Annotated in this window: 10 protein-coding genes; 6 read left to right on the top strand and 4 right to left on the bottom strand. The window is 69.3% G+C overall.

Annotated features, from left to right (window positions below; genetic code table 11):
* Positions 1-26: 26 nt before the first annotated feature.
* The 6 genes from E3T37_RS10690 (at position 27) to E3T37_RS10665 (ending at position 7,656) form a co-directional block, all read left to right on the top strand.
* Entirely contained in the window at positions 27-1,679 is a 1,653-nt protein-coding gene (locus tag E3T37_RS10690; RefSeq protein ID WP_134366766.1) for an ABC transporter substrate-binding protein, read from the top strand.
* Between the two features lie 114 nt (positions 1,680-1,793).
* Positions 1,794-2,774: an ABC transporter permease gene (locus E3T37_RS10685; protein ID WP_134366765.1), complete on the top strand. Its 981-nt coding sequence runs from the start codon at positions 1,794-1,796 to the stop codon at positions 2,772-2,774.
* On the top strand, positions 2,771-3,712 hold the full coding sequence (locus E3T37_RS10680) for an ABC transporter permease (protein WP_241976215.1): 942 nt from the start codon (positions 2,771-2,773) through the stop codon (positions 3,710-3,712). The genes E3T37_RS10685 and E3T37_RS10680 overlap by 4 nt, the downstream gene beginning before the upstream one ends.
* Positions 3,709-5,475, top strand: a complete 1,767-nt coding sequence (locus tag E3T37_RS10675; protein ID WP_134366764.1) for an ABC transporter ATP-binding protein — start codon at positions 3,709-3,711, stop codon at positions 5,473-5,475. The genes E3T37_RS10680 and E3T37_RS10675 overlap by 4 nt, the downstream gene beginning before the upstream one ends.
* A complete protein-coding gene (locus E3T37_RS10670; RefSeq protein WP_134366763.1) occupies positions 5,472-6,410 on the top strand; it encodes an alpha/beta fold hydrolase in 939 nt (312 codons plus the stop codon). The genes E3T37_RS10675 and E3T37_RS10670 overlap by 4 nt, the downstream gene beginning before the upstream one ends.
* A gap of 70 nt (positions 6,411-6,480) precedes the next feature.
* Positions 6,481-7,656, top strand: coding sequence for a glycoside hydrolase family 1 protein (locus tag E3T37_RS10665; protein WP_134366762.1), 1,176 nt, complete (start codon positions 6,481-6,483; stop codon positions 7,654-7,656).
* Positions 7,657-7,990: 334 nt separating this feature from the next.
* Here the strand turns inward: E3T37_RS10665 and E3T37_RS10660 are convergent, their stop codons facing one another.
* From E3T37_RS10660 to purD, 4 genes are all read right to left on the bottom strand, one after another.
* Positions 7,991-8,818, bottom strand: a complete 828-nt coding sequence (locus E3T37_RS10660; protein ID WP_134366779.1) for a VOC family protein — start codon at positions 8,816-8,818, stop codon at positions 7,991-7,993.
* A gap of 101 nt (positions 8,819-8,919) precedes the next feature.
* On the bottom strand, positions 8,920-9,297 hold the full coding sequence (locus E3T37_RS10655) for a VOC family protein (protein WP_134366761.1): 378 nt from the start codon (positions 9,295-9,297) through the stop codon (positions 8,920-8,922).
* Between the two features lie 93 nt (positions 9,298-9,390).
* Complete coding sequence (locus tag E3T37_RS10650; protein ID WP_134366760.1) at positions 9,391-10,368, bottom strand: phosphoribosylaminoimidazolesuccinocarboxamide synthase; 978 nt, start codon at positions 10,366-10,368, stop codon at positions 9,391-9,393.
* A 358-nt stretch (positions 10,369-10,726) separates the two neighbouring features.
* The gene (gene purD / locus E3T37_RS10645) at positions 10,727-11,995 is read right to left on the bottom strand and encodes a phosphoribosylamine--glycine ligase (RefSeq protein ID WP_134366759.1); all 1,269 of its coding nucleotides are present in this window, start codon (positions 11,993-11,995) and stop codon (positions 10,727-10,729) included.
* Positions 11,996-12,327 lie beyond the last annotated feature (332 nt).

The raw sequence follows: 12,327 nt of genomic DNA, 5'->3' as shown, positions 1-12,327 counted from the left end.
CGACGACACAAAGGATTTCAAGAGCAATGAAGCAATTGAGAGGGCACATCCTACGAACGGCCTTCGCCGTGGTGGGCGTGACCGCACTGCTGGCTACCAGCGCGTGCAGCATGAACGTCAAAAATCAAGCGAGCGGCCCCAGCGACGGGTCCCTGCTCGTCGCGGCCGACAACGGCTCTCCCACGTTCGAGAAGAACTTCAACCCGTTCTCCACGAGCAAGCGCGTCGCCACCACCTATATGTACGAACCGCTGCGGGTCACCAACACGCTCGACGGCACCGCGACCCCGTTCCTCGCCACCGGCAACACCCTGCCGGACGCCAAGACCGTCGTCTACGACATCCGTACCGGTGTGAAGTGGTCCGACGGCACGGCCTTCACCCCGGCCGACGTGCTCTACACGTTCAACCTCGTCAAGGCGACTCCCGCCCTCGACACCTGGGGCGTCTGGCAGCACATCGAGAGCCTCGAGGTCGTCGGCGACACCGTCGTCTTCCACCTCAAGACGGAGGATGTTCCCGCCGCCTCCATCATCGACCAGCAGCTGATCGTTCCCGAGCACATCTGGAAAGACGTGAAGGACCCGGTCACCTGGAAGAACGAGAAGCCCGTCACCACCGGCCCGTTCGTGCTGGACACCTTCACCGCCAACCAGTACACGCTCAAGAAGAACGTGGACTACTGGCAGGCCGACAAGGTCGCCGTGGAGAAGCTCGTGCTCCCCGCCGCCAACAGCCAGCTCGACGTCGTCAAGAACGGCTACGACTGGGCCTACGCGTTCATCACGGATGTCGAGGGCACCTGGGTCAACGCCGACAAGCAGCACAACAAGTACTGGTTCCCCCCGGGCGGCACGATCACCCTGTCCCCGAACCTGACCAGGGCGCCGTACAACGACGTGAACTTCCGCCAGGGCCTGAGCCTGGCGCTCGACCGGGAGAAGATCGCCACGGATGCCGAACAGGGTTACGTGGATGCCGCCGGCCAGTCCGGACTCCTGCTCCCGAACCAGGAAGCGTGGCTGAACGCCGACCTTCCCAACGAAGGAGTCGTGGCGCAGGACAAGACGGCCGCACTGGCTGCCTTCGCGAAGGCCGGCTACACCCAGCAGGGCGACAAGATGGTCGACGCCAGCGGCACGCAGTTGAGCATCAACATCCTCACCGCCAACGGCTACACCGACTGGCTCCAGGGCCTGCAGACCGTGCAGTCCCAGCTCGGCGCGCTCGGCATCGACGTCAAGCTCAGCCAGCCGCAGCCGGCCGCCTACACCGAGGCGCTCAGCAAGGGTGACTTCGATATCGCCATGAACAGCTTCGGCGGCACCGGCAGCGTCTTCCAGGACATGAACACGCTCCTGAACAGCGAATTCGCCACCCCGATCGGCACCGGCACCACCGGCAACTACGGTCGCTTCAGCGACCCGAAGGTGGACGCCCTGCTGGCCCAGCTCAAGGCCTCGACCGACGAGACCGAACAGAAGGCCATCTCCGCCCAGCTGCAGACCGTGCTCTACGAGCAGCTGCCCGTGATCAGCATGTTCTACGGCGGCCTCTGGGGCCTCTCCAGCGACAAGAACTTCACCAACTGGCCCAGTGAGAAGAACGCCTACGCTCCGCCGAACACGTGGAACTCGACCCCGCTGCTCATCCTCACGAATCTGAAGAAGGCGAAGTAACCAACCATCGCCCCGCGAGCGCGGGTGGGTGCCCCTGGGGGGACTCGCCCGCGCTCCTCTCCCTGGTGCATTTCCCGGTTTGAAATGCCGACTCAGACTCGAAAGGAACGACCCGTGCGCTACACGCTGAGCAAGGTCGGCCTGCTGCTGCTCACCCTGTGGGCGGCCGTCACGCTGAACTTCCTCCTCCCGCGGCTCATGCCCGGCTCCCCGGCGGACGCCGCCATCGCCAAACTCGCCCAGAACGGCCCGGTCAGTCCCTCGACCCGCGCCGCCATCGAGGCCCAGCTGGGCGTGCCAACGGGCAGCGCCTGGGACCAGTACCTGCAATACCTGAACAATGTGGTGCACTTCGACTTCGGCGTCTCGTACACCTTCTTCCCGCAGAGCGTCGCGAGCCTCGTGGCAACCGCCTTGCCGTGGACGCTGGTGCTCGTCGGGTTCGTTACCATCGTCGCCTTCATCTTCGGCACCCTGCTCGGCGTCCTCGCCGCCTGGAAGCGTGGCAGCTGGCTCGACACCCTGCCCACCGTCGGCGGCACCTTCGCCAGCGCGTTCCCGTACTTCTGGACGGCCCTGCTGCTGCTCTTCTTCCTCGGCTATGTGGCGGGCTGGTTCCCGACCTCCGGGGCCTACAGCAGCTCGGCGACGCCCGACTTCTCGGTCGCGTTCCTGCTGGATGCGCTCTACCACTCGATCCTGCCGGCCACCACGATCCTGATCACCTCTCTCGGCGGCTGGATCCTGGGCATGCGCAGCACCATGATCAACACGCTCGGCGACGACTACGTCACCTTCGCGGAGGCGAACGGACTGCACCCGCGCACCGTCGCCATCCGTTATGCCGCCCGCAACGCCATCCTGCCCAACCTCACCTCGTTCGGGCTCGCGCTCGGCGGCGTCGTCGGCGGATCCCTGCTCGTGGAGCGCGTCTTCAACTATCCGGGGGTCGGCTACCTGCTCTACACGGCAGTGGTCAACCAGGACTTCCCCCTCATGCAGGCCCTGTTCCTGATCATCACGATCAGTGTGCTGCTGGCCAACTTCATAGTCGACATCCTGTACGGCATTCTCGACCCGAGGACGAGACGATGACCCCCACCAGAACGATCATCCCGCCCACGTCGATCGTGAAGACGATGTCGCCGGGCGACCACGCCGGCACGGCCAACCCGCTGCGCGTTCTCTGGCGGGCCTTCGCCACCATCTGGAGCGTGCCCAAGGCCCGGATCGGCGTGGCCATGCTCGGAGTCTTCGTGCTGGTCGCGATCTTCGCCCCGCTGCTGGCGCCCTACGCCGCGACCGACAACTCCTTCGGCCGCAGCGAGGACATGAGCGCCGCGCACTGGCTCGGCACCACCGCAGCCGGCCAGGATGTGCTGTCCCAGCTCATCTACGGTGCCCGCGTCTCCGTGTTCGTCGGCTTCGTCGCCGGCCTGCTGTCCACGATCATCGCGGTGCTGATCGGATTGAGCTGGGGCTACCTGAGGGGCTTCGCCGGTGAAGTGATCAACTTCATCGTCAACCTCTTCCTCGTCATCCCGGCCCTCCCGCTGATGATCGTCATCGCCGCCTACCTGCAAAACGGCGGCATCGGCATGATCGTGCTGGTCGTCGTGATCACCGGCTGGGCCTGGGGCGCCCGGGTGCTGCGCTCGCAGACCCAGTCCCTGCGCTCCCGCGACTTCGTCACGGCCGCCATCTTCAGCGGCGAGAGCCCGTCCCGGATCGTGTTCCGGGAGATCCTGCCCAACATGACCTCGCTCATCGTCGGCAGCTTCTTCGGGGCCTCGACCGCGGCGATCCTCGCCGAAGCGGGCCTGGAGTTCCTGGGCCTGGGCGACTCGACCACGGTCAGCTGGGGCACCATGCTCTTCTGGGCGCAGAACAGCAACGCCCTCCTGACCGGCCAGTGGGTGCTGCTCTTCGCCCCCGGCCTCTGCATCTCACTGCTGGCCACCTCCATGAGCCTGATCAACTTCGGCGTCGACGGGCTGAGCAATCCGCGCCTCCGAGAAGGAGCAAAACGATGAGTCTCGTCAGCGTGCAGGGCCTGTTCGTGGTCTACGAACCGCAGGGTGCCCTTCCGGTTCCCGCGGTGCGGAACGTCTCCTTCGACCTCGAGCAGGGCGACTTCGTCGGCCTGGTGGGCGAGTCCGGGTCGGGAAAATCGACCCTGGGCTTCGCCCTGACCGGCCTGTCCAAGCCGCCGGCGCGGGTCAGCGCCGGCAGCATCCTCTTCGACGGTGTCGACATCGCCGGCATGACACCGGCCCAGCTGCGCGTGCAGCGGCACGGCGGCTTCGCCATGGTGCTGCAGTCGGGGATGAACGCGCTGAACCCGGTGCGCAGCATCCGTGACCATTTCTTCGACATCTTCACCGCCCACGGCCACGTGTCCAAACGTGACCGCGAGGCTCGGGCGATCGAGCTGGTCGGCAAGGTCGAACTGCCCGCGAGCGTGCTCGACCGGTTCTCCGGCGAGCTGAGCGGCGGGATGCGCCAGCGCGTCTCGATCGCGCTGGCCCTCTCCCTGGAACCGCGCCTGATGGTCTTCGACGAGCCGACGACGGCCCTCGACGTGCTCGTGCAGCACGCCGTGATGGACACCATCCGGGAGCTGCAGAAGTCCGAGAAGTTCACGGCCGTGCTGATCAGCCACGACCTGGGCATGGTGCTCGAGGTGACCGAACGGGTGATGGTCATGCACGACGGGCTCGTCGTGGAGGACGCGCTCGCCGCCGAGATCCTGGCCGCGCCGCAGCATCCGTACACCCGGATGCTGCTCAGCCACTACGGCGATCCGCGTGCGGCCGTCGTGGAGGTGCCCGGGCTGGCGGCCCGCGGCGGGGACCGGGCAACGGATGTCGCGGTCGCCGCGGCCGGGAACGCCCCGGTCACCGTGACCGGCGACACGCTCGACACGCTCGAGCCGGTCGCCGCGCCCGCTGCGCCGCCGGCTTCGACCGTGCGCCGCCGGGAAGGCCGCGCCGCCCGCGAAGCCATCGTGGTGACCAATGTGTCGAAGATCTACCAGCGGCCCAGCCGCGGCGAAGAGCCCGTCTGCGCGGTCAACAACGTGTCGTTCACCCTCGAACCCGGGGCGTCGATGGCGCTGGTGGGGGCGAGCGGCAGCGGCAAGAGCACCATCGCCAAGCTGATCACCGGGGTGGAGCGTCCGACCAGCGGCAGCATCACCTTCGGCGACCTGCAGATCGACACGATCAAGCGGCGGCAGCTCAAGCGGCTGCACACCGAGGTGCAGATGGTGTTCCAGGACCCGTACGCGGCGCTCAACCCGCTGCACACGGTGGAGTACATCCTGACCCGGCCGATCCTGAACTTCTCCAGGCTGCGCGGTCGCGACGCCCGGGCCCGCGTGCTCGAACTGCTCGAGACCGTGGGGCTGACCCCGGTCGAGCAGTTCGCCGCCCGGCTGCCGCACCAGCTCTCCGGCGGGCAGCGCCAGCGCGTGGTGATCGCCCGGGCGCTGGCCAGCGACCCGCAGGTGATCATCGCCGACGAGCCGGTCTCGATGCTCGACGTGTCGCTGCGGGCCGGGGTGCTCGCGCTGCTCGACAGCCTGCGCGAGACCTGGGGCGTGAGCATGCTCTACATCACTCACGACCTGCTCAGCGCCCGCCTGGTCACCGACCAGATCATGGTGCTCAACAGCGGGGCAGTGGTCGAGGAGGGCCGCACGGCCGACGTGCTGCAGAACCCGCAGGACGAGTACACCATCCGGCTGCTCGAGGCCATCCCGCACCCGACCGTGGGCGGGCTGGTGCAGTCGTGAGCGTCTTCCTCGAATCGTCGGATTTCTCCGCCGCCTCGGACGCCTTCGGCGAGTACGGCCTCGCCGGGGTGGGCTGGGACGGGGTCGGCCCGTTCGGCGCGCTCCCGGTGCCGCTGACGGATGCCGTCGCGCACCTGGGCCTGGACCTCCCGGTCGGACGCCTGACCGGGTTGCGCTCCCGGCCGGTGGGGCCCAGCCGCGGAACGGTGCTGCTCGTGCCGGGTTTCACCGGTTCGAAGGAGGACTTCGGCGGTTTCCTGCCCCTGCTCGCCGCCCACGGCTGGGACGCCTGGAGCTACAGCCAGCGCGGCCAGGCGGACTCCGCGGCGCCGGTCGGCGAAGAGAACTACACCCTCGAACTCTTCGCCCGGGACGCGGTCGCCGTGGCCGCCCTGATCGGCCGCGACGGTCCGGTACACCTGCTCGGGCACAGCTTCGGCGGTGTCGTGGCCCGGGCCGCGGCCATCCGGTCGCCCCGGAGCTTCTCCGACCTCACGCTGCTCTGCTCGGGCCCGCACGGCTGGGCCGGCCGGCTGGACCGGGAGGAGACGATCATCCGTTCCCGCGGTTCTGCGGCCTGGTGGGACGAGGACAATCCGCACACGGTCGGCCGGGCCGACGCGGAGCTCACCGCCGACGAGGCCTTCCGCCGGTTGCGGATGGGGCGCACCAGCGACGACAGCCTGCTCGGCGCGGCGGAGATCCTCTCCGACCCGACCGACACCACGGCCGAGCTGCTCGGGACCGGGCTCGACGTGCTGGTCGCGCACGGCGCCGACGACCCCGCCTGGCCGCAGGAGTGGCAGCGCACCATGGCTTCCCGGCTCGATGGCACCTACGAGATCATTCCGGACGCGGCACACTCGCCGCAACGGGAGAACCCGGTCGCGACCGCGGCCGTGCTCGACCGTTTCTGGTCCCGCCGCGTCGGCTAGGGCCATCCTCGTCGGGCCGCGTGGCTCATCCGTTCATCGTTTTTCACCGCAAGTGCAACAAGGAGTTATCGTGCTGAACTTTCCCAACGGCTTCCTCTGGGGTGCCGCCACGGCCGCCCACCAGATCGAGGGCAACAACGTCAACAACGACTGGTGGGTGAAGGAGCACGCCGTCGGCACGCAGATCGTCGAGCCCAGCGGCGACGCCATGGACAGCTACCACCGGTTCGGCGAAGATATGAAGCTACTCGCCGACGCCGGCCTGAACTCCTACCGGTTCAGCATCGAGTGGAGCCGGATCGAGCCGGAGCCCGGTTTCGTCTCCCGCGCCGAGATCGACCACTACCGACGGATGGTCGACACGGCCCTCGAGTGCGGGCTCAACCCGGTCGTCACCCTGATGCACTTCACCGTGCCGCAGTGGATGTTCGAGAAGGGCTTCTGGCGCAACCCCGACGCGCCAGAGCTGTTCGCCCGGTTCACCGAACTGACCCTGCCGATCGTGGCCGACGGCGTCGACTACGTCTGCACGATCAACGAGCCCAACATCGCGGCCATGCTCGCCGGCGGGGAGAGCGCCGCCAACCTGGTGGCCTTCGGCCTGCCGCGGCCCGACCTGCAGGTGGCCGACGCGCTGCTCGCGTCGCACAAGGCCTCCCGTGAGGTGCTCGCCTCGGTGCCCGGCCTGAAGTCCGGTTGGACCGTCGCGACCCAGGCGTTCCACTCCACCGGCGAGCCCGGAGCGGACGAGAAGCTGCGCGAATACGCCTACCCGAGCGACGACTGGTACCTGGAGAACGCGCGCGGCGACGACTTCATCGGCGTGCAGGCGTACACCCGCACGTTCGTGGGCCCGGACGGCCCCCTCCCGGTTCGGGACGACGTGGAGACCACGCTCACCGGCTGGGAGTTCTTCCCGCCGGCGCTCGAACTCGGCGTGCGCGCCGCCTGGGAGCTCAGCGGGCACGTGCCGGTCATGGTCACCGAGAACGGTATCGCCACCGCGGACGACACCCGCCGGATCGACTACACGGATGGCGCCCTCCGCGGCCTGCACGCCGCGATCGAGGACGGCATCGAGGTGCTGGGCTACCTGCACTGGAGCGCCCTGGACAACTACGAGTGGGCGAGCGGGTTCCGGCCCACGTTCGGGCTGATCGCGGTGGACCGCGAGACCTTCGTGCGCACGCCCAAGCCGAGCCTGGCCTGGCTCGGCGAGGTCGCCAGGCGCAACGGGCTCGTCTAGCCGCCCGGGCGCCGGCGCTGCTGCTGGCGCTGCTGGCGCTGCTGGCGCTGCTGGTGGCGCTGCTGGTGGCGCTGCTGCTGGCCCGGGCGCGGGAGCGGCTGCCGCCGAGCGGGCCGCCTCAGGATGCCGAGAGTCGTCATTTCGGCCGAATGTCGCCGCCCCAGCGGGTCACGTCGGCACAAACGGCGAGTCTCGGCGGCATTTCTGCGCCGAGTTCGTCCGTTCCGGTCGAGTTCGCCTGGTGCGCCGGTCGATCTCGACCGGACGTGGCGACCTCGGCGGGCGCGGCGCGGGCGCGGCGCGGGCGCGGCACTGTGGGGCGCGGCGCCGCGGGCTACTTCGTGCGCACCACGATCTGGTTGCCCCACGGGTCGTCGAAGCCGAGGGTCTGCCCGTCGTGACGGGTCTGCACTCCGAAGTGGGACATCCGTTCGTTCAGGGCGCCGATGTCGTCGGTGCCGGGCAGGATGATGTCGACCTCGCCGAGCCCGAGGGCCAGGCGGCGCCGGCCGGAGCCCGTGCTGTTCCAGGTGTTCATGGCCATGTGGTGGTGGTAGCCGCCGGCGGAGACGAACAGGGCCGAGCCGCCGAGGCTGGCCGTGGCCTCGAAGCCGAGCCGGTCCACGTAGAACTCGCGGGCCGTGGCGACATCGCCGACGGAGAGGTGCACGTGGCCGACGATCGCGGTGCCGGTCGACGGATGCGCCTGCCCGTCCCGGGTGAGGTGCTCGCCGATGAAGGCGTTGGGGTCGAGGTAGAGGGTGGCCATCTCGACCTGGCCGTGGGTCCAGCTCCACTCGGTGCGGTCGCGGTCCCAGTAGAGCTCGATCCCGTTGCCCTCGGGGTCGTTGAAGTAGAAGGCCTGGCTGACCAAGTGATCGGCGCTGCCGGTGAACGATCCCGGATGCGTCGTGCCCACCGAGTAGACGGCCGCGGCGAGCTGCGCCTGCGTCTCGAACAGGATCGCGGTGTGGAAGAGTCCGCTCGACCGCGGCTCGGCGGCGGCCAACTCCGGGGCGTGCTGCAGGATCACGATCGGCGTGCTCCCGCGGCCGAGCACGGCGATCGGGCCGTCGTGGCTCAGCAGCGTGAGGGTCGCCGCATCCCGGTAGTACGCGATCATGGCGTCGAGGTTTCCGACGCGCAGGGTCACCGCGCCCATCCCGGTCGACGCGGGCAGGAGGTCGTTCGCAGATCTCGTCACACCTGCGTTAACGGATGCCGCGCGCCCCGTATTCCGCCGGCGGGCGACGGGCGGCCCGCTCAGTCCTCGTGCAGCTGGATCAGGTTGCCGCAGGTGTCGTCGAAGAGAACGGAGGTGCCGGAGGCATCCGTGCTCGGTTCGCCGATGAAATGCACGCCGAGGGCGCGGAGTCGCTCGTACTCGGCGCGCACATCGGGGGAGCCGAACACGATGGCCGGCAGGCCGAGGCTGCGGATGCCCTGCGCGTACTTCTGGGACACCCTGTTGTCGCTGGGCTCGAGGAGGAGGCCGACGCCGTCGGGATCTTCCGGGGACTTCACGACATAGAGCTGGTGCTCCGGCATCGTCAGCAATTCCTGGAATCCGAGCACGGACGTGTAGAAGTCGAACGCAGCGGCGGGGTCGTTCACGTGGACACTGCACATCTTGATACGCATGCGCGGAGCGTATCATTTTGCGGCCCGGAGCCGCGAAACTGTGACGCGCCGCGTCGTCGAGGAGGCCTCCGCCGGGCTGCGTCCGGCGCGGGATTACGCCGCGGAGGCGGCGTGCGTCAGGCGTTCGAGCAGCTCGAGGTAGCGGGCCGCGGTCTGCTCGATGATCTCGGCCGGGAGCTCCGGCGGAGTGCCCGTCTGGTCCCAGTGGGCGGCGAGCCAGTCGCGAACGATCTGCTTGTCGAAGCTGGCCATCCGTTGCTCGGGCGTCGTGCCCGACTGCCAGAGGGAGGCGTCCCAGTAGCGGCTCGAGTCGCTGGTGAGCACCTCGTCGGCAAGCGTGATGACGCCGGTGACGCGGTCGGCGCCGAACTCGAACTTGGTGTCGGCGAGAATCACGCCGGCCTTCTCGGCGATGCCGGAGGCGCGGCCGAAGATCTCCAGCGACAGGCGACGCAGCTCGGCGGCGACGGATGCCCCGACCAGCTCCACCGTGCGTTCGAACGAGATGTTCTCGTCGTGCTCGCCCATCGGGGCCTTCCAGGCGGGAGTGTAGATGGGCTCCGGCAGGCGGTCGCCGTTCTGCAGGCCGGCGGGCAGCGGGATGCCGCACACCGTCCGGGCGGTCTGGTATTCCTTCCAGCCCGATCCGGTCAGGTACCCGCGCACGACGCATTCGATCGGGAACATGTCCAGCGTCTTGCAGAGCATGGCGCGCCCGGCGACGGCCGCCGGGATCAGGCTGGTGACCGCGCCGTTGACGGTGTGGTCCGGCAGGAGGTGGTTGGGGATGCCCGCGAGCTGGTCGAACCACCACAGGCTGAGGGTGGTGAGCAGTTCGCCCTTGCCGGGGATGCCGGGTTCCAGCACGTGGTCGAAAGCGCTGACGCGGTCGCTGGCGACCACGAGCACGCGCGCGGCGGTGGCGAGGTCGGCGGCGGCATCCGTGTTTTGGTCCTGGTCCTGGTCCTGGTCCTGGGGAACGTAGAGGTCGCGCACCTTGCCCGAGTAGGCGTGGCGCCAGCCCGGAAGGTCGAGCGGGACGGATGCGGTGGGCTGGTCGTGTGCGGTCACGGCTACATTCTCGCGCACCAGCGCTCGTTGGCGCGAACGATCGGCTCGTCGGACGGGCTGGTGCCGCTCGCCCGGGGGGCTTACTCAGGAGAATCGCGCTGCCGGCGTCATTCGCCCGCGTGTTTCCGGGCGGTTCGGGCCGGTTCTCGCCGAGCGTCCTGAGTTGGCCACAACCGAGTCGGCGCCCGGGGTGGCGAGCCTCTCCGCCGGGGGCTGCATAACTACTGCAATTCGCTGCCCGGCGCTTGGTCCGCCGCGCGATTCCGGGAATCCGTCGAGACGGAGCGCGAAATTGCCGGAGTTATGCACATCGCGGACAGGGAAGGCGGGCGACTCTGCCGAGTGCGCGGTCCAGTGCTCAGTCGGCGACGCGCGCGGCGATGTCGGTGCGGTACTGGGCTCCCTCGAGGGTGATCAGGGCGAGAGCCTCGTAGGCGCGGGCGCGGGCATCCGTGAAGCCGTCGCCGACCGCGACGACGCTGAGCACCCGCCCGCCGGTGGAGACGAGGGCGCCGTCGATCACGGCGGTCGCCGCGTGCGCGACCGTGACGCCGGACACGCCGGATACCGCGCCGAGCCCGCCCAGCGGACGCCCGGTGACGGGCGCATCCGGGTAGTTCTCGCTGGCGAGCACGACCGTGACGCAGGCGTTGGCCGAGAAGACCGGGCGGGCCAGGCCGCCGAGCCCCCCGGTGGATGCAGCGAGCAGCAGGCCGGACAGCGGCGTGACCAGGCGGGGCAGCACGACCTGGGTTTCCGGGTCGCCGAACCGGGCGTTGAATTCGATCACCCGGATGCCGTCGACGGTCAGAATGAGCCCGCAGTAGAGCAGCCCGATGAAGGGGGTGGCTTCGGCGGCCAGCTGGCGCACGGTGGGGAGAGCGATCGTCTCGATGACCTCGTCGATGAAGGCCTGTTCGCTGCCGAATTCGGCGTCGAGCCAGGGCAGCGGCGAGTAGGCGCCCATGCCGCCGGTGTTGGGGCCGAGGTCGCCGTCGCCGAGGCGCTTGTAGTCCTGGGCGGGGGATAGCGGCAGCACAGTGTGGCCGTCGCTGAGCAGGAAAAGGGAGACCTCCTGCCCGTCGAGGAATTCCTCGATCAGCACGCTGCCGTGCTGCAGCCAGAAGGTGGCGTGGGCGAGCGCGGCGTCGCGGTCTGAGGTGACGAGCACGCCTTTGCCGGCGGCGAGTCCGTCGGCCTTGACTACGTAGGGGGCGCCGAATTCGTCCAGTGCGGAGGTGGCCTCGGCGAGCGAGCCGGCACGCTCGGCGCGTCCGGTGGGTACGCCGGCGGTGTCCATGATGCGCTTGGCGAAGGTCTTGCTGCCTTCGAGGGCGGCCGCGGCCTGGCCGGGCCCGAAGACGGGGATTCCGCGGGTGCGCAGCGCATCGGCGACACCGGCGACCAGGGGGGCCTCCGGCCCGACCACGACCAGCTCGATGCCGTTCAGGTTCGCGTAGTTGGTGACCTGCTCGGGGTCGGCCGGGTCGAGCGGCACCACCGGCACATCCCGGGCGATCCCGGCGTTGCCGGGCGCGGCCACGATGTCATGGCGGGGCTCCTCGCGGAGCAGCGCGGTGATGATGGCGTGCTCGCGGGCACCGGAACCGAGGACCAGAATCTTCACCCCGTCAGGTTAGCGGATGCCGTCGCTCCCGCTACGTCCACGGCGCGCCTCCGCGGCGCGGGACTCGTGGCCCCGAGAGTGCCCGTTCCGGTCGAGAGTGGCCGGCGGAACGGGCGCGCTCGACCGGAACGGGCACACTCGAGCTCGCGGATGGCGTGGGCAGCTGGGATCGCGGGGGAATGTCGTGCTGTCGCGGGGGAGTGTCGCGGAGTGTCGTGCGGTCTCGGGGGAGTTGCGCGGGATGCGCGATGGCCCGGGATGGCGCGCGGCTGTTGCGCGGAAGCTACGCCGCTGCGCGCGTGGCGCGCCACCGGCGCAGCGGCGCAGCGCGG

The sequence above is a fragment of the Cryobacterium sp. TMT2-10 genome (assembly GCF_004403075.1).
Lineage (GTDB): Bacteria > Actinomycetota > Actinomycetes > Actinomycetales > Microbacteriaceae > Cryobacterium > Cryobacterium shii.
This window is presented reverse-complemented; position numbering and strand designations above follow the sequence as displayed.